General features: G+C 62.3%; 21 protein-coding genes. 5 read left to right on the top strand and 16 right to left on the bottom strand.

The annotated features are described in order from the left end of the window. Positions 1–96 precede the first annotated feature (96 nt). The 5 genes from Q368_RS0112455 (at position 97) to Q368_RS0112435 (ending at position 7370) form a co-directional block, all read left to right on the top strand. Positions 97–2511 carry a glycyl radical protein gene (locus Q368_RS0112455; RefSeq protein ID WP_052360147.1) on the top strand — a complete coding sequence of 805 codons (2415 nt, stop codon included), beginning with the start codon at positions 97–99 and terminating at the stop codon, positions 2509–2511. 129 nt (positions 2512–2640) lie between these two features. Next, positions 2641–3609 (top strand): glycyl-radical enzyme activating protein, encoded by a 969-nt coding sequence (locus Q368_RS0112450; RefSeq protein WP_029459398.1) that lies wholly within the window; start codon positions 2641–2643, stop codon positions 3607–3609. 253 nt (positions 3610–3862) lie between these two features. Further along, entirely contained in the window at positions 3863–4654 is a 792-nt protein-coding gene (locus Q368_RS0112445; RefSeq protein WP_029459397.1) for an MIP/aquaporin family protein, read from the top strand. A 289-nt stretch (positions 4655–4943) separates the two neighbouring features. Then, positions 4944–5603 carry a response regulator transcription factor gene (locus Q368_RS0112440; protein WP_029459396.1) on the top strand — a complete coding sequence of 220 codons (660 nt, stop codon included), beginning with the start codon at positions 4944–4946 and terminating at the stop codon, positions 5601–5603. A 96-nt stretch (positions 5604–5699) separates the two neighbouring features. Next, positions 5700–7370 (top strand): PocR ligand-binding domain-containing protein, encoded by a 1671-nt coding sequence (locus tag Q368_RS0112435; protein ID WP_029459395.1) that lies wholly within the window; start codon positions 5700–5702, stop codon positions 7368–7370. Positions 7371–7625: 255 nt separating this feature from the next. On the opposite strand, the gene Q368_RS0112430 is transcribed toward Q368_RS0112435, so the two are convergent. The 16 genes from Q368_RS0112430 to Q368_RS24540 form a co-directional block, all read right to left on the bottom strand. After that, positions 7626–8216, bottom strand: a complete 591-nt coding sequence (locus Q368_RS0112430) for a class I SAM-dependent methyltransferase (protein ID WP_043785856.1) — start codon at positions 8214–8216, stop codon at positions 7626–7628. An 81-nt stretch (positions 8217–8297) separates the two neighbouring features. Beyond that, positions 8298–9587: a hypothetical protein gene (locus Q368_RS0112425; RefSeq protein WP_029459393.1), complete on the bottom strand. Its 1290-nt coding sequence runs from the start codon at positions 9585–9587 to the stop codon at positions 8298–8300. Continuing rightward, on the bottom strand, positions 9587–10420 hold the full coding sequence (locus Q368_RS0112420) for an outer membrane lipoprotein-sorting protein (RefSeq protein ID WP_029459392.1): 834 nt from the start codon (positions 10418–10420) through the stop codon (positions 9587–9589). Before Q368_RS0112420 ends, Q368_RS0112425 begins: the two co-directional genes overlap by 1 nt. 78 nt (positions 10421–10498) lie before the next feature. After that, positions 10499–12964: an efflux RND transporter permease subunit gene (locus tag Q368_RS0112415; RefSeq protein WP_029459391.1), complete on the bottom strand. Its 2466-nt coding sequence runs from the start codon at positions 12962–12964 to the stop codon at positions 10499–10501. A gap of 60 nt (positions 12965–13024) precedes the next feature. Beyond that, positions 13025–13489, bottom strand: coding sequence for a MarR family winged helix-turn-helix transcriptional regulator (locus Q368_RS0112410; protein WP_029459390.1), 465 nt, complete (start codon positions 13487–13489; stop codon positions 13025–13027). 164 nt (positions 13490–13653) lie between these two features. Further along, positions 13654–13992 (bottom strand): energy transducer TonB, encoded by a 339-nt coding sequence (locus tag Q368_RS26460; protein WP_052360146.1) that lies wholly within the window; start codon positions 13990–13992, stop codon positions 13654–13656. A gap of 410 nt (positions 13993–14402) precedes the next feature. Continuing rightward, positions 14403–14819: an ExbD/TolR family protein gene (locus tag Q368_RS0112400; protein ID WP_029459388.1), complete on the bottom strand. Its 417-nt coding sequence runs from the start codon at positions 14817–14819 to the stop codon at positions 14403–14405. Next, positions 14816–15523 (bottom strand): MotA/TolQ/ExbB proton channel family protein, encoded by a 708-nt coding sequence (locus Q368_RS0112395; RefSeq protein WP_043785853.1) that lies wholly within the window; start codon positions 15521–15523, stop codon positions 14816–14818. The genes Q368_RS0112400 and Q368_RS0112395 overlap by 4 nt, the downstream gene beginning before the upstream one ends. A 104-nt stretch (positions 15524–15627) precedes the next feature. Beyond that, the gene (locus Q368_RS0112390; RefSeq protein WP_052360145.1) at positions 15628–16290 is read right to left on the bottom strand and encodes an ABC transporter ATP-binding protein; all 663 of its coding nucleotides are present in this window, start codon (positions 16288–16290) and stop codon (positions 15628–15630) included. After that, positions 16287–17036 carry an ABC transporter permease gene (locus Q368_RS0112385; protein ID WP_029459385.1) on the bottom strand — a complete coding sequence of 250 codons (750 nt, stop codon included), beginning with the start codon at positions 17034–17036 and terminating at the stop codon, positions 16287–16289. The genes Q368_RS0112390 and Q368_RS0112385 overlap by 4 nt, the downstream gene beginning before the upstream one ends. Then, positions 17033–18007, bottom strand: coding sequence for an ABC transporter substrate-binding protein (locus Q368_RS0112380; protein ID WP_029459384.1), 975 nt, complete (start codon positions 18005–18007; stop codon positions 17033–17035). The genes Q368_RS0112385 and Q368_RS0112380 overlap by 4 nt, the downstream gene beginning before the upstream one ends. Further along, entirely contained in the window at positions 18004–18975 is a 972-nt protein-coding gene (locus Q368_RS0112375) for a methyltransferase family protein (protein ID WP_245611344.1), read from the bottom strand. Before Q368_RS0112375 ends, Q368_RS0112380 begins: the two co-directional genes overlap by 4 nt. 89 nt (positions 18976–19064) lie before the next feature. After that, the gene (locus Q368_RS27005) at positions 19065–21155 is read right to left on the bottom strand and encodes a TonB-dependent receptor (protein WP_029459382.1); all 2091 of its coding nucleotides are present in this window, start codon (positions 21153–21155) and stop codon (positions 19065–19067) included. A gap of 275 nt (positions 21156–21430) precedes the next feature. Continuing rightward, positions 21431–23197 (bottom strand): ABC transporter ATP-binding protein, encoded by a 1767-nt coding sequence (locus tag Q368_RS0112365; protein WP_029459381.1) that lies wholly within the window; start codon positions 23195–23197, stop codon positions 21431–21433. Next, a complete protein-coding gene (locus Q368_RS0112360) occupies positions 23194–24915 on the bottom strand; it encodes an ABC transporter ATP-binding protein (protein ID WP_029459380.1) in 1722 nt (573 codons plus the stop codon). The genes Q368_RS0112365 and Q368_RS0112360 overlap by 4 nt, the downstream gene beginning before the upstream one ends. 213 nt (positions 24916–25128) lie before the next feature. Beyond that, entirely contained in the window at positions 25129–25329 is a 201-nt protein-coding gene (locus Q368_RS24540) for a helix-turn-helix domain-containing protein (protein ID WP_245611335.1), read from the bottom strand. Positions 25330–25431 lie beyond the last annotated feature (102 nt).

Here is a 25431-nt window from a genome sequence, read left to right as displayed (position 1 = left end):
GACATTTTGAACGGGAAGCAAAGGGAAAATACGCATGTAGCATTGCCATGAAGACTTGGCCGCTTCGTCAACCTCAACCGCCAGGAGGCTTGCGTCATGACCAGCAGTATTGAGAAAGAGCTGTTGAACAAGATCGACGTACTGCATTTGCCCGGTCCGACGCCGCGTGTCGAGGCCATACGGGAACGCTTCATCTCCCTGACTCCTGAAATCTGCGTGGAACGGGCGCAATACATCACCGAGTCGTACAAGGAGACAGAGGACCAGCCCATCCACATCCGCCGGGCCAAGGCCCTGAAAAAGATCCTCGGCCAGATGACCATCTTCATCCAGCCCGACGAAATCATCGTCGGCAACCAGTGCACCAAGCCACGCGCCGCGCCGGTCTTTCCCGAGTTTTCCTGCAAATGGCTGGAGGACGAACTCGATCGCCTGGAAAAACGCACCGGCGACGTCTTTTTGATCTCCGAAGCCAAGAAAGCCGCCCTGCGCGCACTCTTTCCCTACTGGAACGGCAAGACGACCAACGAGCTGGCCACGGCGCTCATGCCCCAAGCCGCCAAGGACGCCCAGAAATACGGCGTGTTCACCGTCGGCAACTACTATTTCAACGGCGTGGGGCACATCTCCGTCGACTATGCCAAGGTCCTGGGCAAGGGGCTCAACGGCATCATCGCCGAAGCCCGCTCCGAACTGGCCGAACTCGACATGACCAACCCCGAGCATCTGGCCAAGATCACCTTCCTCAACGCCGTGATCATCACCAACCAGGCGGTCATCGCCTTTGCCAAGCGCTTTTCCGATCTGGCCGCCGGGATGGCCGAAAAGGAAGCCGATCCGTCCCGCAAGGCCGAACTGCTGGAGATCGCCCGGGTCTGCGCCGCGGTGCCGGCCTCCCCGGCCCAAACCTTCGCCGAGGCGCTCCAGTCCTTCTGGTTCATCCAGCTCGTCTTGCAGATCGAATCCAACGGCCACTCCATCTCGCCCATGCGCTTCGACCAGTACCTGTTCCCCTATCTGCTGCGCGACAAGGACCTCGGCATTGAAAAAGCCCAGGAACTGCTGGACCTGCTCTTTATCAAGTTCAACGAAATCAACAAGGTGCGCGACGAAGGCTCGACCAAGGCCTTTGGCGGCTACCCCATGTTCCAAAACCTCATCGTCGGCGGCGTGGACCGGGAAGGCGAGGACGCCACCAACCCCCTGTCCTACATGTGCCTCCAGGCCACGGCCAACACCCGGCTCTACCAGCCCTCCATCTCCATCCGGGTGCACAGCGAAACGCCCCGGGCCCTGTACGAGAAAGCGGCCGAAGTGACGCGCCTTGGCCTTGGCATGCCGGCCTACTACAACGACCGCTTCATCATCCCGGGACTGCTCAGCCGGGGGCTCACCCGCGAGGACGCCCGGGACTACGGCATCATCGGCTGCGTCGAACCGCAGGTCGGCGGCAAGACCGAGGGTTGGCACGATGCCGCTTTCTTCAACATCGCCAAGGTCCTCGAGCTGACGCTCAACAACGGCGTCGATCCGCTTTCCGGCGAGCGCCTCGGCCCGAAAACCGGCGACCTGACCACGTTTGCCACCTACGACGCCCTCATGGCCGCCTACCGCAAGCAGATGGAATACAGCGTCAAGCTGCTCGTGGTCAGCGACAACGCCGTGGACGTGGCCCACGGCCAGCGCGCCCCGCTGCCCTTCCTGTCCTCCCTGGTCGACGACTGCATCGCCAAGGGCAAGTCCCTCCAGGAAGGCGGCGCGCACTACAACTTCACCGGGCCGCAGGGTGTCGGCGTGGCCAACGTGGCCGACTCCCTGGCCGCCCTGCGCAAGCTCGTCTACGAGGACAAGGCCGTCAGCCTCGCCGAGCTCAAAGCGGCCCTGGCCTCGGACTTCGCCGGCGTCGAGGGGGAAAGCCTGCGCCAGATGCTCGTCAACCGCGCGCCCAAGTACGGCAACGACGAGCCCTATGCCGACGAGATCGCCCACGAAGGCGCCCTGATCTATTGCAAGGAAGTCGAGAAGTACGCCAATCCCAGGGGCGGGCGCTTCCAGCCCGGCCTGTACCCGGTCTCGGCCAACGTGCCCCTGGGCACCGTCGTCGGGGCCACCCCGGACGGGCGCAAGGCCGGCACGCCCCTGGCCGACGGCGTCTCGCCGGTGTCGGGCATGGACCACTCCGGCCCCACGGCCTCGGTCAAGTCCGTCACCAAGCTCGACCACGTCATCGCCTCCAACGGCACCCTGCTCAACATGAAGTTCCACCCGAGCGCCCTCAAGGACGGCCAGGGCATCTCCAACCTCATCGCCGTGACCGAGACGCTCTTTAACGGCGGCGGCACGCACATCCAGTACAACGTCATCAGCAAGGACACGCTCACCGACGCGCAAATGCACCCCGACAACTACCGGGGCTTGGTCGTGCGCGTCGCCGGCTACAGCGCGTTTTTCACCTCCCTTGACCGCTCCATCCAGGACGACATCATCTCGCGCACCGAGCAGATGTTCTAGCCGTCCGCAACCGGAAACCGAAAGCCGCCGCCTCGCCCGGGAGGCGGCGGCTCCCCGGACGTCCGAAGACCGGCCACGGGGCGATACCCATGCCCGGTTGGCCGGCCCGGCATGGCAAACGGAGCCACCATGACCTTGCGCAAGAAATTCCAGCTTTTCTCCCCGCGGGGCGTCGACGCCGACGACACGACCGGCGTGGTCAGCGACTTCCAGCGTTTTTCCATCCACGACGGCCCCGGCATCCGGACCATCGTCTTCCTCAAGGGCTGCCCGCTCCATTGCCTGTGGTGCCAGAACCCGGAAAACATCCGGTCCGCCCCCCAACTCATGTACATCGCCGCCAACTGCATCCGGTGCGGCAAGTGCGTGGACGCCTGTCCCAACCACTGCCTCACGGCCACGCCGGAGGAGGGCATCGTCCTGGACCGGGAGCGTTGCGCCCTGCCGCAGTGCGGGCTGTGCCAGCGCGTGTGCTACGCCAACGCCCTCACGGTCTGCGGCCGCTACCTGAGCGTGTCCGAGGTCATGGAGGAGGTGGAGCTCGACCGGGAATTCTACGACCGCTCCGGCGGCGGCGTGACCTTTTCGGGCGGCGAACCCTTCGCGCAGCCCCGCTTTCTGGAGGCGTTGGCCGAAGAGGCGAAAAAACGGGGCCTGCGCACGGCCGTCGAAACCTGCGGTCAGGCCGATTGGCAGGCCATGGCGCCGGCCCTGCGCCACATGGATATGGTCCTTTTCGACGTCAAGCACATGGACGCGGCGGTCCACCGGGAGCTCACGGGATCGACCAATACACGCATCCTGGCCAATCTTCGCGCCATCGACGCCCTGGGCATCCCGACGCGCCTGCGCCTGCCGCTGATCCCCGGGCGCAACGACTCGCCGGAAAACCTGCGCCGGACAGCCGCCCTGGCCGCCGAGCTCAAGCATCTGATTGCCCTGGACATCCTGCCCTACCATCGCATGGGCGAACCGAAATGGCGGCAATTGGGCCAGGACTATGCCCTGCACGGACTCGCCCCCCACGGCCGGGATGAAATCGAGCGGCTCACGGCGTCGCTTCAGCCGTTTCCCATCGCGGTCACCATCGGCGGTTGACCGCGAAAATCCCGCTGCGCCGTGCGCCGGGGAATGACGGCGGATCTTGACGCCGTGTTGTCGCGACGGCGGGGGCGAGCCCCGTCGCGCAAAGGAGGAACCGTGTGCCGACCGCCGCCGGATGCCCGCATTTCCGGGCAGGAGGGCCGAAAGTCCGGCGGGCGGGCACCGTGTCGCAGGAATGCCCGGGCAAACAGTCCCTTCCCTCCCGGAGGGAAGGAACAACGGACGAAACGCCGCAAGGGAGGGAACCATGGGTGCGCCGTCATTAGGCAAAGAGATGTTCTCCGAATTCCTGGGGACCATGATCCTCATCATCTTCGGAGCCGGGAGCGTGGCCATGAAGGTCTTTTTTGGCGATGCGCTCAACATCTCCTGGGATACGATCACCTTCGGCTGGGGGTTGGGCGTGTTTTTCGGGGTGCTCGCCAGCCTGCGTTCCGGCGCGCACATCAATCCTGCCGTGACCCTGGCTCTGGCCGCTACGGGGCGCTTCCCCTGGGGCAAGGTGCTGCCCTACGCCCTGGCCCAGACTGCCGGCGGTTTTCTGGGCGCGGCCATCGTCTTTGCGGACTTTACGGCCAAATGGCTTCTGGCCGACCCCGCGCTGGTCAAAACGGCCGGCATCTTCTGCACCTTCCCGGCCGTGCCCGGCTTCTGGCCCGGTTTCATCGACCAGGTCATCGGCACCGCCGTGCTGCTCTTCGGCATCCTTTCCATCGGCGACTTCGGCGCCAAGAACAAGGTGCCCTGGATCGGCCCCGTAGCCGTGGCCATGCTGGTCATGGCCATCGGCATGAGTCTTGGAGCCATGAACGGCTACGCCATCAACCCCGCCCGCGACTTCGGTCCACGGTTCTTCGCCCTGGTGGCCGGCTTCACCCAGCCCAACCTGATGGACACCAGCATCGTGCTTGTGCCCATCCTTGGTCCCCTGGTCGGTGGCGCGCTTGGCGCGTTCGTGTACGACATGACCACGGGCGCCTTGAACAAAGACCCCGATGCCGAGTTTTGCGAAGACGGCGCACAGGCGTGCGAGTCATGACCAAGGACCTTCCGCCCACGGAGGCACACCCCAGACCCGTCACATTATACCTTGAAAATACTGGCATATTTTTCTGAACGCAACGCGAGGCCTCCGCAACCGCCACCCCGGGCCGTCGCTTCCCTTTCGAGACGACGGTCCGGGAGGACCGGCCCCGGCCGGCGGGTATCCGGTCTCCATGCATGGCCCGGCGACACACGACAAAGGAGGCATGCCCTTGCCAGCAAGGGCAGGATATCGCATGTTTTGAAAACCGCCTCGGCAAGACGCGTTGGCAGGGAGGAAGCTCATGGGACCGACGTCAGGCAACCCTCCGATCAAGCTCTTTATCGCCGATGATCACCCCTTGCTGCGCATCGGCCTGCGCCTGGCCTTCGAGAGCATAGAGACCATCACGATTGTCGGCGAATCGGACAACGGTTTCGACACCATCGAAAAAATCCAAAAGACTGCTCCCGACGTTGCCCTCATCGACATCGACATGCCCGGCCTCTCGGGTATCCCGGCCATTCGCGTCTTGCGCAAGGTCTTGCCGGCCATGAAGATCCTGGCCCTTTCCACCTACAACGACACCAATTACATCAAAAACGCCATGCAGGCCGGAGCCGACGGCTACGTGCTCAAGACCATCGGCATCGACAACTTGGCGCGCCTCATCGAGGCCTTCCATGCCGATCAGCCCGTCGTTTCCCCCTATCTGGTCAATCTCTCCGTCGACCTGACCCCCGAGGATGTCCAGCCGGACCTCCCCGTCGAAGCGCTCACCCATCGCGAGATGCAGATTCTGCGGTCCATCGCGGCGGGGAAAAACAACAAGGATATCTCGACGCTGCTTTTCTTGAGCATCGAGACGGTCAAGTCGCACATCAAGCATATTTTCAGAAAACTCCATGTCAACAACCGGTTCGAAGCCGTTATCGCGGCCCGGGAAGCCAAGCTGATCGATTGACAGCACCCGCATGGCTCCTGGCCGCGAACCGACCCGTCCTCGCAATCCCCAGTCCGAACTGGCACAAAACGCGTCAGGCCCAGGAGACACGACGCCATGAAGCAGTCCATCCAACTTCTGGATCTGATATCCAAAGAAAAACTCGATGAGATCCTGCAAGCCGTCAACGAAGCCTGCGGCATCGGATCGGTCATCGCCGATACCGAGGGCCGGCCTATTTCCAGCGAATCCAATTTCTGCACCTTTTGCAAGGATTACTGCCGGGCGACCACGGAAGGACGGCTGAAGTGCTATGCCAGCGACGCCTATGGCGGCAAGATGTCGCTCAACGACAAGGAACCCTACGTCTACGATTGCCTCAATGCCGGCCTTGTCGATTGTGCGACCCCTATCATCGTGGCCGGGCAGCACATCGGGAACCTCAACGGCGGCCAGGTTCTCGAGGAAGCCATCCCCATGGAAGAAGCCGTGCTGCGCGCCAAAAGCATCGGCGTCACGGATCTGGACGGCTACCTGCTGGCGCTCAAAAAAATACCCCGAGTGAAACGCTCGCGGCTTCGCAAGATCGTCAACCTCATGTCGGTCATCACGCAGACCATCAGCGACATGGCCTTGCAGCAGATCCTGCTGACCCTGCAATCCAAGGAATATTTGAACAAACTCATCAACAGCGTTTCGGACTGCATCATCTCCGTGGACACGGATTTCTCTATCGCCATCAACAACGACCGCTGCGCGGACGTGTTCGGCTGCCCGCAAAGCGCCTTTACGGGCCAGTCCCTGCTCAATTTCATCCAGGATTACAAAATCCTCAACGCCTACAAGCAGAATCTCGACCAGGGCGTACAGGACAACTTCCGTTTTGAATTGACGGCCCTGACGCAACACAAGAAACCTTTCCCCGCCCAGATATCCCTCTCGCGCGTCAACGACGAATCAGGCAAGGCCGTCAGCTACGTCGCCATCCTGCGCGATATCACCGAGGAAAAACGCATCGCCAAGATGAAGGAAGACTTGGTCGGCATGCTCACCCACGACATGCGCAATCCCATCCTGGCCATCGACCGGGCCCTGGAACTGCTGTGCAACGGCCGCCTCGGGCCGGTCAGCAGCAATCAGGAAAAAATCCTCAAGCTGGCCATCAATACCAACGACCAGTTGAGCAGCATGGTCAACGCCTTTCTCGACATCTTCCGTGACGAAAGCGGCCGTTTCGAACTCCATGCAAATTATTACGATATCCACAAGATCATAAACCAATGCATAGAAGAATATTCCCTCCTGGCCGAAGAGAAGGAACTGACAGTCTCCTTCCAGCAACGAGGACAGTTCCTCAAATTATATTGCGACCTGTTCCGAATAAAAAGGACTATCAGCAACATCCTTGCCAACGCCATCAACTACAACGTGATAGGCGGCAGCATCGATATCTCTACCACTGTCATCAATGGCAGAGCCCTCGGGCTCAGCCCCTGCCTGCCCGAAACGTACCGCCAGAAGGTTGTGCCAGCCCGAAGTTATCTCTGGATCATCATTTCTGATACCGGATTTGGCGTCCCCGAGGCTTACCAGGAGACCATTTTCGAAAAATTCTTCACGGTCCAGACCGAGGAGGGCCTGGGTCGGCGGGGGATCGGACTTGGCCTCGCCTTCAGCAAGCTCGTCGTGGAAGCGCACCAGGGTTTCATTTTCTGCCGCACGCCGTCCCGTTCGGACAGCAAGTCCCGCTCTCCCGGCGTCGAATTCCATCTGATCATTCCCCATTAACGACCGCTGTACCGTTGGGAGCATTGCGGCATGAACTTGCCGGCCAACCATCGAGGCAGGGACCAGCTGCCGCGAATTTTACCAGCGCGACACAGCCCGATCAAAAAAAACGCAACACCGGCCCCCTACCCAGCTATCTATCTTTACGTAGGCCTGTTCTCCAGAGTTTATCCAAAATTTCTGTCATCCAGTGCTAGAAAACCATTCCACTCCTCATGGATGTCACAGGGCCTTCGCTTCGCAAGCGGTTTTGGATTATGGCATCGATTTTCGATACAATGAAAGATAATTGTATCCCATGTCAGTGATCCCGAGGGGCTGAAAGCCGCACGACTCCAATTCCCCGGTGATCCGCACTGCGGCCAGCCGCAACGGGAGCGGCGGACCATGGAAGGAATGCTGGTTGCATTCGATGACGCCCAGCCGCCCGCCCGGCCGCAGCACCCGGCGCATCTCCGTAATAACGGCTTCCATGCCCCGGGTGACCGGCGGAATGTGCAACACCGTGCCGAGCAGACCGACCGTGACCGAGGCATCGGGCAAGGGCAGCGGCCGGGTGATGTCCGCTACCCAGGCGCGCAGTTGGGGCAGGCCGAGCGCGGCGGCCTGACTCGACAGATCGGCTATGCAGCCAGGGGCGACGTCAAAGGCATGGACCATGCCCGTCGGCCCGACGAGGCGCGCTGCTTTGAGGGCGTACTCGCCCAGGCCGCAGCCGGCATCCAGAAAGACGTCGCCCGGTTTGAGGTCCAGGGCGTCAAAGACGGTTCGCGGGTCCTGCATGCCATAGCTTGACGGATGGCGACGTTTGCCGGTGATCGGATCACCCTGACGACACTGGTGCATGACGATCATTCCTTTACGGGCTGGAGAGTTGAAAACGAGTGATGATGGACACCATTGCGGCAAACGCGCGAAGAGACTGCATTAAAAACTGTACCGCAGAGCCATGTAGATATTGGTATTGGCCTTGTATTGGCCGAACATGGTATCGTCGCGCTGCCCGAGGAAGACATTTGCCCCAACCTCCTGGTTGATGTGGTCGGTCCACTTGTAGAGGATTTTCGGACGCAGGTAGGCGTCCTGGTCGCTTGGCGACCAGTAGCCGGAAAGGGAAAGCTCCAGATTCTGGTTCATGAGCAGCCTGGTGAGCTGCAGGGTCAGCACATGCCGGAGTTCGTCCCTGGGCTGGCTGCCATCGAAGCGCATCCGATAGTTGTGGTAGTCGAGCAACTGTTCCACATAGTATTGGACGCTTCCGTTGAAATCCCGGCTGATCTCCCGGGCAAAGCCGACAAGGTAGCGCATCTCGGAATTGTTGAGGTTCGGATCGCGCCCGCCTGGGTCCTCGGTGGAATCGTAGTAGGCCACCTCGATATTGCCGATGCCCCCGGCCACCGGTCCCCGGGCACTGGCACCGTAGACGTTTAGGCGCGGAAAGATGTATTCGCCGCAGGCGGCAATACCGCCGGGATTCTTCCAGAACCCGAAGTAGCCGTAGAGAGCGAGCTCGTAGGCGCCGACGGTCCGGTACAGGCGCGCCGCGTATTCGGCGTCCGTGAACCACTGGTCCGGCTTGTCGTAGTCCAGTTCCGATTCGTTGCCGGCCAGGCGTCCCAGCGCGCCGTTCCAATACGAGATGTATTGCCCGGTGATGAACCGGTCGCTGGCGAAAAGCGGCGTGAACACGAAATCCGCGTTGAGCAGGTCGGAAAACAGGCTGACCTTGACGCCGTCGCTTGGCGCCTTGAGGTACTCGGCGTCCCGGCCGATGAAAAAGGACTGCCAGTCTTTGGGGAACAGGTCGTTGAGGAAAACCAGATCGCCTGTGCCCCAGGTCAGCACTTGGCGTCCGAGCTTGATGTCGAGGAAATCGGTCGGGCGCAGGAACATCCAGGCTTCGCGCGTCTCGTAGCGCGCCTGCTCCAGGATGCCGTCGTACCAGAGGTCCCCCTTGTACTTAAACTGCGCAACGTCCGTCTGGGTGGACACTTCTCCCTGCAGCCGCGTCTCCAGGATGGAGGCCTCCTTTTCGTAGGGGTCTGGCTGGGTGCGGCAGCCGGCCCGGACTTCCAGAAACCCATGCGCCTCGGGCGTGCTGAACCGGTCCCAAAAGGACGCGGCCAGGCAGTCGCCGGCAAAAGCCTGGCAAAAGGCCGCCAGGGCCAGGCAGGAAAGCGCTCCCTGCCTGATCCCGGCCCAAGCGGATGCTTCCATTATTGCAAGACCTCTTTGGGCGCGCGCCGCAGGTAGCGTTCGGTGAAAAGATCGTCCTCCAGCCCGGCATTGTAACGCGGGTTGGCAAACACCATTTCCGTCCGGCTGCCGCTTTCCAGGTCCTTGGCCACGGAGCGCATAACCGTCGGATAGGTGGCCGGCTTGCCGTTTTCCGTGGCCCCGACGGGCTGCACTTCGGAAACCTCGATGACCCGGTACGGTTTGCCCTCTGCCTTGAAGTATTCGATCTTCATGGGAATGAAGGTCGCCTTATCGATATGGGCGACGTAGAAGGCGAACTCCACGGCGTTCGGCTTTTTGGGGATATTTTTCACGACGTAGAATTTGTCCGTTGTTTCAACCAGAGAATGGGTATCCTCCTCGGGGCTGCGGCCTGAGATGTCTTCGTAGAGGAAATCCGAACCGACGAAGCTGGTGCGCTTGTCGCTGGCCGCGATGCGTTTGACCAGGTCAAGGCTCGGCATATAGAGCCAGCGATCGTCGCCTTTTCCCTCCCCGACATGCTTGTGCACCATAAAGACCATCTTGCGCACATCGGACGGTTCTATGAAATAGACGAAGTACTTCTGCTCTTTGTCTACAGTATCGCCATTTTTGCGCAGCATGTTGAACTGGCGCTTACGCACCCGGCCCTGACTGTCTGTGATCGTCATGGCCGTCGTCCCCTGGCAATCCGCTCCCTGATACAAGGAGGCATGGTTTGATTTGGCGACAATGGTTTCGATGGACGGGGCATCGCTGCTTGCGATACTGCTGTCTGAAATTGCAAGCAGTGTGATCGATAGCAACAACAGTCCAAATACGGTCTTCATGGCCAATCTCCCTTCCACTGCTGTGGATGGTCTCGTTGCGTTATTGCGCACCCTTGTTTTTTATCCTGGCGGCCGAGCCTATTGTCTCCCAAGGTCGTTTGCCGGATCGTGATTCGGATCGCCTGTTTTGGCCAAGGCCGGCGCCGGGACAGCCTGCGGCGTCCCGGCTTCGCCCTGGACACGGAAACGCCTGGCCCGAAAGAGCCATTCCTGCGCCACGGTGAGAATGGCCGGCAGCACGAGCAGGGTAACGATCCCGGAAATGGTCAGGATGGAAAACAGCAGGAGCCCTGTCGTCTTGTAGGGCACGAGCGAAGCGACCAGCATGGGCAAAAACCCGATGGCGATAATGATGACGTTGCGGCTGATGGCCCGGGCCGGTTCGCCGAACATCCGGGGGGCGGTTTTCTCCCAGGAACCGGTTTCCGCAGTGATCTGCCGGCTGCGCTCCAGGAAATGGATGGCGAAATCCACGGCGATGCCAAGGGAGATGGCCCCGAGCACGGCCACGGGCATGTCAAAGTCCAGGCCGAGGAACCCGAGCGCGCCGTAAATGAACATGATGGTGAGCGTCAGGGGGATCATGCAGAGCAATCCCCAGACGAGGGAGCGAAAGAGCACGACCATCATGGCCAGCACGATGAGATAGCTTCCGGCCAGCGAACCGAGCATCCCCCAGAACATTTTCCACTGAAAGATATAGTTGATGTAATGCAGCCCGGCGAAGTTGTACGAGAGGTCGACAGGCGGCTTGTGCGCTTCGATATACTTTTCGACAGCCTGGACGGCCGCTTCGGTGCGCGTGCTGTCGCCGCTTTGAAACTGCATGAAGATGTTGGCCGCATCGAACCCCGGCGTTACGAAGTGCCAGATGTCGTGCGGCTTGTGGCTTTGCTGGTACTGCATGACGCATTCGGCGACAGCCGGAGCGCTTGCCGGTATCCGGAAGTTCTCGGGCCGGCCGTCAACAAGCTCCTGATGCGCCTTGCGCACAATGTCGGCCAACGACGTACTTTTGCCGATGGAGCCGTTTTTGACCAGCCAGGCCTGCATGGCCGCCATGTAATTGAGGACGTCAGGCCGCTTGAAGACCTCTTCCCCGGTTTTGCCCTCCAACACCAGGGACGCCGTGTACGTGCCGCCGAAATGCCGGTTGAGCGCCGTGTCCGCCTCGCGGATGGGATGGCCCACGGCAAAGCGCTTGGCATAGTTGTCATTGATGTTGATTTGCGACATGCCCCAGACGGAAAGGGCGGTGCAGGCCACAAAGACCGCCAGAACCGTCTTGGACCGTCGGCAGGCGATTTCCCCCAGTTGATGCAGCCTTCGCGTCAGCCACGAATCCCGATCCCCCTGGTGCGCCGCCAGACCGAAATTGCGCAGCATGCGCTCCGGCAACAGCATGATGTAGGCGGGCACGAACAGAATCGTGATGATCCAGGCGAACATGACGCCGACGCCGACGAACGCGCCAAAAACCCTGGCTGGCGGAATGTCCGTGGTGACAAAGGAAAAAAAACCGGCGGCCGTTGTCAGCGAGGTGTAGAGCATGGGCATGAAAAGCGTGTTCATGACCGCCTTGATGCTTTCCTTGCGCCCTTTCTCCACGGTGTAGACATCGTTAAATTCCGAGAGGACATGGATGGCGTCGCAGATGGAGATGGACATCAGGAAAATGGGCAGCATGGAACTGAGGATGTGCACCGGAAAGCCCAGGGCGATCATGGCCCCCAGGGTGGCCACCACCGTCACCGTGGCGATGAGCATGGGCAGGATGACCAGGCTCCATTTGCGAAACATCGCGTAGAGCATGCCGAAAATAAGCGCCATGGTCAGCGGCGAGGCGATGACCATCTCGCTGAACATCTCGACGCCGATGGCCCCCTCGGCCACGGGCAGGCCGGCGATGTGCCAGTCCTCGGTGCCGCCGAACTCCTTTATTTTTTCTTGGAGCGCCGTGTAGACGTCGTAGCTTAAAAGCTTGTCCGTGAGCGGCAGGTACAGGCAAAGCGCCTTGCCGTCGGCCGAAACCATCTGCCCCACGAGCAGCGGATTGGACAGGGCCTTGTCGCGCACGGCCAGGGCTTCGGCTTCCGTGGCCGGCGGGCGTTGCATGAGCCAGTCAAAAGCGATGGTTCCCGGCCCGGCCTGGCGCATATGGTCCACCACCGAGGGGGCGACCATGTCCACCTCGATAACCCCCGTGGTTTTGCCTGGGAGGCTGGGATCATCAAAGCGGAGGGTCTTGGCGAACCGGGTCAGCGCATGGACATGGGCCAGGGTCTCGGGATTGAACACCCCGTTGGGGTCGTTTTCCTTGATGACACCGACGACGATGGTGTCGCTTAAGGCAAAGCGCTTTTTGGTGGCATTGTGAAAGACCCGCGCGGGTTCCGTGGGCATGAGCATGTTTTCCGGATCCGTATCCATGGTCATGTTCGGAAAGAACGCGGTGAAAAAGACCATGATCGCCAACAGCCCCAAAGCGACCAGTTTGGAATGCTCGACCGCGAAGTTCACGAGCGCGGCCCGAAATCTTTTCATGAGATACTCCTGCGCCTTTTAGTTAAGCCACTTAACCTTGGAGTGAAAAAAAATCCCCTCCTACCGGGACAGCCGGTTGTCCATGACTTCCCCGATAGCCTCGAGCAACACGGAAATCGTAGCGATCTGGGACAGGGAATAGCCACGAAGCCGTTCCATTAAGGCCTTCTTGTCCTCTCCATGGAAACGCGCATGGGCGTCAAAGGCCTTTCGGCCAAGGGGCGTGAGCGTCAGTTGGAATTCCTTGTTGCTGTGCGGGGACTGCTTTTTTTCGAGAAAACCCTTGTCGCACAGCTTGGACACCATCTGGGAGGCCGCGCTCTTGGTGATGCCGAAGGCGTTGGCCACGTCGGTGACGCTCATCTGCTTGTGGCTTCCCACGGCCTCGATGGTGTGGGCCTCCCGGGTCGTGACCTCGATGCCGTCCTCGACCGGGATCGGCAGCTCCTCGATGCGGGCGTATTTGGCGGCCACGCGCTGGAATTGGCGCACCGTGCCCATGATAAGATCGTCCTTTGTTTCCATGTCTCCCCGCAACTCCGCCAATTATCCCGTGCCCGTTTCCCGGGCGACATTTTGCTGCAGAGAAAGGTAAACCTACTAAACCATGCTGTCAACCCTCAGCGCAGGGGGGCCCGGGATCATCATCCCGGACAACTGCCAGCCCGGACCTCGGCGCTTCCCCAAAATCAGTTGGCCATCTTGAAATGAAAAGGCACGACAACAAGAGTGGCGACATTTTGTCCGCCGACCTTGCCCGGAACGAACCGGTAGCTGTTCGCAGCGGCGAGGGCCGACTCCTCGAAAACGCCTTTCGGCTCCGCTTTCCGGATGGCGCAATGGGTCGGTTTCCCCTGGCTGTCGATGATCATGCTCACAAGGACGGTCCCTTCCAAGTGCAATCGTCTGGCGCTCGGAGGATACTGCGGCAATTCCCGATTGATGATTTTGGGCGGGATATCCACGACCGCGGCGTCGTAGACCCCCATTCCTCCAACCATATGCGAAGGCCCAGCGGTCTTGCCCATGCCTCCTCCCGTGCCGGAAGGCTCCTGGGCCTCGGCCGCTTGCTGCGGCGGCAAAGCCGCCGGTTGCCGCACGGGAGAAGGAGATGGTTTTACCGTGGAAGGCGTCGGCCTTTTTTTCGGACTGATCTTCTTGACCGCAACAGATGCGGGCTCGGCCGCCACGACCGGTTTTGGGAGCGAAGCCGGCACCGGCGGGGGGGGCACTTCGGAAGCCGGGGCCTCCGCAACCGGTCCGGCCTCAGCCGGAGTGCCGGGGGGTGGTTCAATGGCCCTCGGCCTGACAAGTTCCACCATCCCCACCGTGAACGTCTTCGAGACGGGAACCGGTTGCGCAGCCGGCCACAGGAACAGAAGGGCAAGGCACAGTGCATGAGCACTTACGGAAATGAGGAGGTCGACGCTTCGCACGGTTACCGTGCCCCTTCTTCCGGCCGTTCGGCCACCACGCCGAAATGGTCGATGCCCGCTTCGCGGATGTGGCCCATGATGTCGACAATACGTCCATAGGACACCCCCCTGTCGGCGCGCAAAAAAACGGCCTTATGCCTCAGGGCGGCCCGATTGCGCAGCCTGGCCGTCAAATCATCCAAAGAGACGCTCTGCTCGTCGAGAAAAATCATCCCCGTCGGGTCGACCCCGACAACGAGATGCTCATCGTCGACGGGCAAAGCCTCCACGGTCTTGGTCCGAGGCAGATCGACATCCAGCCCCTCGGTCATCATGGGTGCGGTGACCATGAAGATGATGAGCAGGACCAGCATGACATCGACAAACGGCGTGACATTGATGTCGGAAGAGTAGCGTCTCCCCCTGCCGCCGGCGCTCATGAACACACCTGCGTTCGAGGAGCGGCGAGTTCCATGCCCTGCGGGTACGTGCAGGCGTCGTGGCGCAGCCGGTTGAGCAGCAGGCCGGCAAAACTGATGTACTGGCTTTCCAGCGATTCGATCATACCCAAAAACATGTTGTAGGCGACGCTGGCCGGGATGGCCACGGCGAGGCCGACGGCAGTGGCGATAAGCGCCTCGGAGATTCCCGGCGCGACCGTGGCCAGAGAAGCGGACTGCATCCGCCCGATGGCGTGGAAGGAATGCATGATGCCCCAGACCGTGCCGAACAGGCCGATGAAGGGCGCCGCGTTGGCCGCGATGGCCAACAAGGGCAGGGCCCGGGATAATCCGCGCATCTCCTCGGCAATGCCGTGGTGCAGGATGCGGCGGACATTGTCGGAGACGAGTTTTTCGGCGTCCCCGGACAGGGAAAGCTTTGTAAACTCCTTAAACCCCAACGAAGCCATGCTTCTGATTGACGGCCCGGCCAAGGCGTCGATGGCCCCCGCCGCATCGGCCAGGGAATCCGCCTCAAGGATCTGTCCGGTCAGACGCGATACGCCCCGCTTGGCCACGGTGAGGCTTCGCCACTTCCAATAGATGACGGCCCAACTGACGACCGACATCACAACCAGCAGGGCCAGCACGACCTTGGCCACCCCTGTGGCCTGGGAAAGCGCTTGCAGCAAAGTACTGTCCATATCATTCCTCCTTTCTTCCCTGGACAACAGGAAAACATTCCTGTTCCGTGAGGCGGCGAATCGGCCGTGCGAGGGCATGGCGCTTCGGCCAACCCGCCTGTGGATCAGCCGTGCGACACAACACCGGAAGCCGGCTCCATCCTCGGGAGCTCGAAATGCGCCCCCAGCGCCGTCAGGCGCAGGAGCCGGTTCGTAGCGGCCGGAATGTCCTCGATGTCGTGGGTGACATGGAGGGCCGCCGCCCCGGAGGCGGCAAGCAGGGCATTCAGGGTGCAGCGTATGGCGCGGCGCAGTTCGGGATCAAGCCCCGTAAACGGTTCATCGAGCAGTAGCAGCTCAGGCTCGACCACAAAGGCCCGGGCCAGGGAGACGCGCTGGCGCATGCCGCCGGAGAGCGTGTCCGGAGAGGCTTGCGCGAAAGCGGCCAGCTCCAGGCGGGCGAGCATGGCGGCGGCTCTCTCCCGAGCCGCTCGTGGCGGGATACCCTGGGCCAAAAGCGGCAAGGCCACGTTTTCCAGCGCCGTACGCCAGGGCAAAAGACGCGGTTCCTGAAATACGAACCCGAGGCGCCGCGCGGCCAGGGTCACCGCTCCTTGGCTGGGGCGCTCCAGCCGTGCCGCCAGCCGGAGCAGGGTGGATTTGCCGATGCCGCTCGGGCCCAAAATGGCCAGGATTTCCCCCGCTTCCAGGGTCAGATCAAGGCCGGAAAGCACCGCCCTGCCCCGGTAGCGTTTGCCGACCCCCGAAAAAACGACCACCGGATTCATGACGGCCTCCGGCCGACAGCACGTCGGGCCAGCCCCAAAAGCGCCATTTCGGCCACGCCAACGAGGAGCATGCTGCAAAGGGCCAAGGCGTAGAGCTGCGGCGTGTCCAAATTGGTCCTGGCCACGGAGAGGGCATGGCCGATGCCCGTATTGGCGCCCAAGGCCTCGGCCAACACCGCCACCCGCATGGCCCCGCCGAGCGCCACCACGCCGCCGGAAAAAAGCGGCGCGGCCATGGCCGGCGCGTAAATATGCCAAAAGCGCATGACCGGCGTGAACCGGTAGGCCCTGGCCATCTCCGCAAGCGTCGCATCCACGGTGGACAGGCCTTCGATGACGGCCACATGGATGGCCGGCGCGACCATCAGCGCCACGATGGCCACGACCATGCCCGCGCCCAGGCCGAACCAGAGCATGCCGAGCATGACGGCCACCACCCCGGGAACGCTGGTCAGTATCCAGCGCGACGGCGCGAGGAAAGTCCGTGCCGCCGGGAAGCGGCCGGCCAGCAACCCCAGCCCGCCCCCGGCGGCAAAGCCCAGGGAAAAACCGCACGCCACACGCCGCACGCTCACGGCCAGATCGCCCAGCCAAAAGGACGACTGCCCCAAAAGCCCGGCCAAAGCCGCAAAGGTTTCCCCGGGCGAGGCTACGGCGATGCCGTGGCCCCGCCCGGCCGCCACTTCCCAAGCGCCCATAAGCGCGGCCAGACCGCAGGCCCGTCCGACAAGACCGTCCCATTTCATGCGTCGACCTCGAAAAAAGAGCTTTCTGGGGGCCGGCCGCCAATACTTGCCGGCGACATCCCGTGGAGCAGGCCAAGGAAAAAACGGGCGTCTTGTGCCCCCTGCGGCCCCATGACGAGCCGGATGTCCTGACCCGGCAAGACGCCGTCCACGGCCTGGGAAGCAAGGGCGGGAAAGTCCTTTTCGGCAAGCGCCGTGGTTTCCCGGGGGTGGGCGGCCATCCACCCGGCCGCCTGGACATAGGCCGTTTGCAACGCCTTGCAGGCCACAGCATCCCGGGCCAGGGAGCCGGTCACGGCAAATGCGCTCTGGGTCAGTTGCGGATGTTCGGGGAAGACTTCCCGCCAGGCATCCCGAAGGTCCAACCGTTTGCCCAGGACCGGAGCGTCTGGCCGGGCCCGGACCTTCGCCCGCGACACGGCCAGGCTCGCCGCCGGCTCGCTTAAAAGCGCGCAATGTCCCTGCCCGAGCGAAAGGAGGTTGACGGCTTCCAGGGCGTTGCCCACATGCCGGGGGATAAACGCAAGGCCCGCCTGCCCGGCCAAAGCCCGCAAAAGCAAATCCGGCATTTCCCCCGGGCCGAACGGCAGCAGGACGTCCCGGCCGTCGAGACCGGACAGGCGTGACAACGCGGCATCCGAGGACACCAGCCAAACCGGGCTCGACGTGAGGGCCACGACAGTCGCGGGCACCCCCTTGTTGGCCAGGGTACAGGCCGAGGCCGTGGTCATGAGGGCCGCATCCACGCCGTCCGTAGCGATCATGGCGCGCAACTGGTCCGGTGAATTCCAGGGGGTGAAGACCACCGTGCGGGCAATCCCCGGCAACGGGCCCGCCCGCCCCATCGCCAGCAAAGGCAATGTTTCGGCCACGGCCGGACCGGACACCCGAACCGTGGACGCCTGCTCGGCAAAAGCCGGTGCCGCCAGCGACAAGGCCGCCAGTGTCTGCAGGAATTGGCGGCGCGTCATGCCACAGCCTCCCCGAGACCACCGGCCTTGCGCAAAATGTCTACACGGACCTCGCCCATGGGGGTGTCGCAGGTTCTCGTTTCAATGGAGAGGAACCCGGCGGCCAAGCCGGCCCGGGCGATCTCCCCCGCCTCGAAAGACACATCCTGCCCTTCAAGGGCCAGGGATATCCGGGAAAGAATATAAAAGGGGGGCTTGGTGCGCTCTTCCGTCAGGCCCTCATGGAAACTGATAAAGACGCCGCCGGGGTTCAGGGCTTCCAGAATACGGCTAAAAAACCCGTGAAGATCCTTGACGAAATACAGGTTGTGACTGGCCCAGACGAGGTCGTAGCCCGAGCCGAAGCCGGCGGAGTTGTAGTCGCCGGGATAAAGCGCCATCCGCCCGCCCATACCGGACTTTTCGATTTCCTCCCGCGCCACTTCGATGATGGGGGGCAAATCGGCGAGCGCGCCCTGCATGGCCGGATGGCGGGCCAGAATCGTCAACCCGACCACGCCTGGCCCGCCTCCGAGGTCGAGCAGCCGCCGCAGCTTCGGTCTTTCGGGCAGTGTATCGACGATATCGGCGGCCAGATCGGCCAAGCCGGCCTTCTGATAACAGGCCAGGTTCCTGGCGGAACGCTTCCAGTGGGCTTCGTCCAGCCGGTTTTCCCGGGTCACGGGGGGCGGTCCGGATTTGAGCAATTCCGTCAAATGCGGCAGATTGCTGTGCTCTAACCTTTTGAGATTCCCCACCAGCCCCCCCAGATAGGTTTCATTGCCCCGGCGCAGGTACCAGGTTGCAAGCGGCGTGTTGGCGTAACGACCTTGTTTTTTTTCGGCCAGTCCCAAAGCGACCAGGGCGTCGAGAAACAAGCGCGTGTTGCCGGGATGCGCCTCAAGACGGGCGGCTATCGCGTCCGGATCATCCGTTTCGGCCAGGATGTCGGCGATGCCGAGGCGGATCGCCGCATCAAGCAGGGCCATGCGCACCGGTCCGAGCAGCCAATCGAAGAACGGCGCAAAAGACGGGCGATCTTCCGGGCCCGAGTCCAAAACCTTTTTTTCCCACATGTCTAAAACCTCCAGGTGAGTGAAGCGCCGAATGTTTGCGGTTCGCCGTCCTCGACCAGCACGTCGCCCGAACTGTCGCGAACCTTTTTGGTGGCATGGTCGACATCGAAAATGTTCTTGCCCCACAGGGCGAGTTCCCACTGCTTGAAGGCATAGCCGACACGGGCGTTGACCAGGGCGAAGCCGTCCTGGCCGAGGCTGTTTTCGGCATCGAAATACTGGGTGCCCGCGCCGTAGAGGTCGGCCCGGGCGAAGAGGCCGCAGGGATGGGTGTAGCCCGCGCCGAGGTGGTAGGTGAGATCCGGGGCCCAGGGGAGGCGTTTGCCCTTGTAGCTGTAGGGCACACCGTCCTGGTTGACGGTCCAGTCGTCGACAACCGAGTAGGTGTAGCCGAATCCACCTTGGAGTTCGAGGCCGGCAAGCGGTTTTCCCGTCAGCTCGACTTCCACGCCCTGGGAATGGGCCCGACCGGCATTGGTGAACTTCCACACGCCAATACCACCATCGGGGTCATCCTCGCGCACCTGCTTGTCGCGGATGTCCATATAAAAAAGGGCGAGATTGGCCGTGAGCTTATTGTCGAACCAGTTGGTCTTGAGCCCCACTTCGTAGTTCGTGGTGTGCTCGGGCTGATAATAAAAGGTCGAAAGGCTGTCGGCCGTGTAATAATTGAACCCGCCGGCCAGGAAGCCGTTGGACCAGGTGGCATAGGCCGTGACATTGGGCGTCACGTCGTAGGCCAGGGAGGCCATGGGCAGGACCTCGCAGGAATCGAGCTCCTTGCTGTAGCCGACCAGGCTCGTCGTGCCGGTGCGGTAGGTCTGCCCGCCGTGGGCAAGGGCGTATTCGCCGCGCAAGCCGGCCGTGAGGCGCAGGTTGTCGAAAATGGAATACGTCGCCTGGCCGAAAGCGGCCCAGCTCGATTCCGTGGCGTCCGTGTCGGCATACGTCGAGGCCGTGGAGACGGAGCGGATGCGGTTCATCTGGATGTCGGATTGCGTGGAACTGCCGAACAGGCCGAAAAGCCAGTTGAGTCGCTGCTTGCCCGGCGAGGCGAACCGCAACTCCTGCGTGATGCCGTGCTGTTTGAGATCCTGATCGGAATAACTCTTGAACGTGGAGGTCCGGTCGAGATCGGACTGAAACTGGTAGCGGTAATCCATGTAGCTGGTGATGGAGGTCACCTCCACCGCCGAGCCGGAATACTTGGCGGTGACGGATGGATTGATGACATTTTCCTCGGCGTCATCGGAGGCGTCCGACATGACGTTGAAGCGTTTTGTCGCATTCGAGCCCGTTTCATAGCGGAGCCTGCCGATCCCCTTGTCGGTGTGGCTGGCATCCATGGTCAGACGCAGATCAAAGACGTCGGTCGGCGTCCAGCGCAAGACACCCCTGCCCCGCATGGATTCGTCCTTGGCGGCCTTGTCGTCATCCTTGTACTCGTTGTGCATGTACCCGTCTGTCTGGTAGCGTACGAAATTGCCTGCCAGAAACAGCTTGTCCTTGACCAGGGGCGTGCTGACGTTGGCACCGGCGCGCAGGGTGTTGTAACTGCCGTAATCCGAAAACACGCTGGCCCGCACCTGGTTGTCCGGTTTTTTGAGCACTACATTGACCACACCGGCCTCGCTGTTGCGGCCGTACAGCGTCCCCTGGGGGCCGCGCAGCACCTCAATGCGCTCCACATCAAGAAAAAGCAGGTTTTGCATGTAGGTCACCGGGTAGGGCACGTCGTCCACATAGAGCCCCACCGGCGAATAGATGGATGTGTCGAAGGACGACAGGCCGCGAATCACGATGCCATCCCCGGACGTCGCGTTTTTCATCCAGACGTTCGGCAGCGTGTCCAGCACCTCGCCAAGTTTCCAGGCGCCCATTTCCTCGATCTGCGTATCGGGCACCGTGGAAATGCTGGCAGGAACTTTTTCCAAACTTTCCTCGCGCTTGGTGGCGGTGACGGTCACCGGCTCGAGGACGAGGGTTTTGAGTTTTTCGGACGCGCCTTTCTCCTTATCCGCGTTGTCTTCGGCGAAGGCGGCGGCAGGCAAAAGCAGCAACATGAAGACGATGAGAAGTCGCAACACCAACATGACCGAAGGCCCCCCTGTGCTTACGCTTCGCCCCAAAACCTGTGCCAGCGACCGGGATCGAACGCCCTTGGAAGTGTGGCAAGGCATTGAGACGAAATTGATTTTCAGGATCAATATACCGGGACATGCGTTCGCGCTAACCCGAGACGGGTCAATTATTGATCCGAGCGGGGAAATTTTACAGGCAGGCCCAAGTACGCGGGGGCAAACACGGAGCGGCTTGCGCGTGGGCCCCGCCCAGGGAGCGCACGCGCAAGCCGGCGCGGGCACCCGGCTCAGTCTTCCGACGCTTCGGCCAGGGCGGCATAGGCTCCGCCTTTGGCGAGGAGCTGGGCATGGGTCCCTTGTTCGAAAATGCGCCCGTGCTCCAAAACCAAAATCCGATCGGCTTTTTTGATGGTGGAAAGCCGATGGGCGATCACCAACAGGGCCCGCTTGCCGCGAATGGAGGCCAAGGCGGCCTGAAACGCGGCTTCGTTTTCGCTGTCAAGGTTGGAAGAGGCCTCGTCAAGGAGGAGAATGGGCGCTTCGACGAGCAGCGCCCGGGCAATGGCGATGCGCTGCCGCTGCCCGCCGGAAAGCCGCGCCCCCTGTTCGCCGCAGCGCGTGCCGTAGCCTTCCGGAAGCGCCGTGATGAACGCATGGGCCTGGGCCAGCCGCGCCGCGCGTTCCACTTCCGCCAGCGAAGCCTCGGGCTTCCCGAGACGGATATTGTCGGCAATGCTTTCGTTGAAAAGATGCACCTCCTGGGGCACCCAGGCGATTTCCCGGCGCAAGGCCGTCAGGGGAAGCTCGCGGATGTCCCGGCCGCCGAGCCGGACAGCCCCGCCCGTCACGTCCCAAAAGCGCAGGGCCAGCGCGGCGCAGGTGCTTTTCCCCGCGCCCGAAGCGCCGACCAGCGCCACCATTTCTCCGGGAGGCAGCGTCAGGCTGATCCCGTCGAGAATCGGCTTCCCGCCGGTGGCGTCATAGCGAAACCGCACGGTTTCAAAGGACAAGGTCGTGTCGTTCGGGATCGGGGCCTGGCCGTCGTCGCGGATGCAGCCCTTCTGGGTGAAGATGGTCAGGATGCGCCGGGCGCCGGCCCGCAATTCGCCGAGCTTGCGCGCGGTTTGGGTCACCTCGACGATGGGGGCAAGCGCCGCGCCGGACAGCACCAGCATGAGCGGATACGAGGCCAGCGGCAGGCTCCCGGCATGCAGCAGCCAAAGCCCGACGATCGCCGCGGCCAGGGTCGCGCCGGCCACGGACAGATCGATGGCCGCGTGTTCGAGCCCGGCGCGTATGCCGTAGCGGCGTTGCGCCGCGGCAAGCGTTTGCGACCGTTCGCGAAGACGGTCGAGAAAGTCCTTTTCCCGGCCGAAAATGGCCAGTTCTCGCAGGGATTGGATGGTTTCCACGGTATCGGCGTTGAGCCGGCCCAGGTGTTCCATGACGACGCGGCCCTGGGCTCCGGCCCGGCTGGCCAGCCAATACGGCACCGAGGCAACGAGGAGCATGAATGGCAGCAGCGTCAGCGCGGCCAGGGGATGCAAAAAGGCAAGAACGACAAGCGCGCCCAGCGGGACGATGATGGCGCCGACGTAATCGGCGAGCGTATGGGCATAAAAATGCTCCATCAGCTCCGCGTCCGCCGTGGCCACCGAGGCCAACTCCCCGGTGCGCCGGCCCAGCACATAGCGCGGGGCCGAGCGTTCCAGACCGTCGTAAATCCCGACTTGCAGGGTTTCGATGAGGGAAAAGGCCAGCTCGTGGGAGACGTAGGCCTGCCACTGGCGCGCGCCGACGGCGATGGCCACGGCGATGCCGAGAATCCCGAATCCGGACACAAGCTCCGCCGGCGGCGTCCCGGTTGCCGCCCGGCCGACCAGCCAGGCGCCGACGGCGAAGGTGGCAAGCGCCCCCCCCTGGCTGAGAATGCCGGAAAAAATGGTCCAGCCGAGCAGTCCCCAGCGGCTTTTCACAAGGGGAATGAGGCCGAGCAGTCCGGCCCGGCTTGCGTCCCCGTCGGCAGCGGACAATGCGGATGCGATGGTGGTCATGCTGCGGCTCCTTCCTGGGCGGCCATGAGTTTCGCGTAGACGCCGCGGGCGTGGGCAAGCTGTTCGGGCGCGCCTTCCTCGACCACGTTTCCCGCCTCAAGGACGAGAATACGGTCGGCCTTGGCCACGGTGGACAGGCGATGGGCGATGACAAGCGTCGTGCGGCGCGAGGCCGGCGCTTCGATGGCTTCGCGGATGGCCCGTTCGGTGAGGCTGTCGACGCTGGAGGTGGCTTCGTCGAGAATGAGGATGGGCGCATTTTTGAGCAGCGCCCGGGCGATGGAAAGCCGCTGACGCTGGCCGCCGGAGAGTTTCGCACCGCGCTCGCCGATTTGACTCGCATAGCCGTCTGGCAGGCTCGCAATGAAGCCATGGATGTGGGCGGCCTTGGCCGCCGCGCGGATTTCGTCGGAGCTGGCGTCCGGCTTGGCTATCCGCAAATTGTCCTCGATCGAACCGTGAAAGAGCACCGTGTCCTGGGAGACGACGCCGAAGAGTTCCCGCAGGCGGCGAAGCGGCAATTGCCGGATGTTCGTGCCGCCGATCCGGATCGTTCCCTCCTGGGGATCGGAAAACCGCATAAGCAGCGAGACCAGTGTCGATTTCCCGGCTCCCGAAGGACCGACCAAGGCGACGAATTCGTTTTCGGCCACGGCGAACGACAGATGCGACAGGGCCGCCGTCGTGCCGGTTTCATAGGCAAAGGTGACCTGCTCGAACGTGATGTCATGGCACCGGGGCACCGGCGCGGGATGGTCCGGTTCGCCGACCGGCGGCTGCTCGGCCAGAAGCGTCAGCATCGGCTCCACGGCCCCCCCGGCGGACCACGCCGTGTGGAATTCCTTTTCCAGCCGTTCGAGGGGGCGGAAGGCCTCCCGGGCAAGAAAGAGCGTCATGAAAAGCGGCAAGGGCGCGAGATCGCCGGCCGCGATGCGCCAACTGTCGTAGGCGAGCACCACGGCAATGCCGGAAAGGGTCAAAAGGCCGGTGAGGCCGTGTCGCACGAGCGTGACGCCAAGCGTCGCCATGCATTGGCGTCGAAGCGCCTGCGCCCGGAGTGCCAGCGCCTGGCGGCGCGCCTGGGTGGCGGCAAAGGCCTTCAAGGTGACGATGCCCTGGATGCTGTCGAGCAGATACGCGCCAAAGGCGCCCATGGCTTCGAACATGCCGGCGTGTTTGGGCATCCGCCAGCGCAACCAGAACCAGTCGGCGGCGGGATAGGCGATGACGAAAAGACCGAGCAACAGGGCAGAGCGCCAGTCCACATAAAAAAGCGCGGCCAACACCCCGCCGCAGCCGAAAAGGGCAATGACGATCGCCGGCAGGTAGCGGCTGAAATAGGTCTCCAGCGCCTCGACCCCGGCGACGAGGGTGGTTTGCAGATCGCCGGTCTGCTGCTTGAGAGTGATGCCCGGCCCGAGGGTGAGCAGATGCGACAACAATTTTCCGCGTAACTGGGTTTTGACGGCCTGGGCCGTGGCGGTGGAGGCGATTTCCGAAGCCCAGATCAAACCGGCCCGCAGCAAGGCGGCAACGGCAAAGGCGGCAATCCATGGCGTCGCCTCACCGCCTCCCGCCCCCAGGATGAGGCGCGCCAGGGCCAAGGCCAGGAAAATACCCTGTGCCGCATAGCAGGCCGTGATCAGCAAACCGAGCAAGACGCTCAGGGCGAATTTGTCGGCGATGGGGCCAACAAGCCTTACGATAGATCCGTACATCGACGCGGCTCCCTGTTGGATCTTTTGACCGCAGCAACATGACTGGCAGTCAGACACACCATCCATACAGGGGGGCGTCGACCCGCGCTAACCCGCAGAGGGACGATTCTTGATCCGCGAGGGGAATTGCGACCGGCCGACGCCTGAGAAGCTGCGGTGCGTTTGAAAACGAAGGGGCGGCACGGCCGCCATCACCGCCCGCAGTCGCGGTTTTTAGAATTCCCCGGACACGCCCATAGTCCTTGGGATTAAAGCCGTGGCGCTCCCGAAAGGCCCGGTGAAATGGCCCAGGCTCTGATGCCCGATTTGATACGCGGCTTCGCTTACGGTCACATCGCCGGAAACAAGCAGTTCCCGGGCGAGTTCCAAGCGCTGTTCGCGAAAATACTCCAAAACCGTGGCGTAGCGCGGCACTCGATCCTGCAGGCCCCTTTTGGCTTCAACCGGGATCGCACTGGCAACCAGGAACTGGAGAAGCGGGATATGTTGACAATGAAAATGACTTTCATTTATATC

Source organism: Solidesulfovibrio alcoholivorans DSM 5433 (genome assembly GCF_000702665.1).
Classification (GTDB): Bacteria; Desulfobacterota; Desulfovibrionia; order Desulfovibrionales; family Desulfovibrionaceae; genus Solidesulfovibrio; species Solidesulfovibrio alcoholivorans.
The sequence above is the reverse complement of the archived record's forward strand: the minus strand, read 5'-3'. Positions and strand labels throughout refer to the sequence as shown.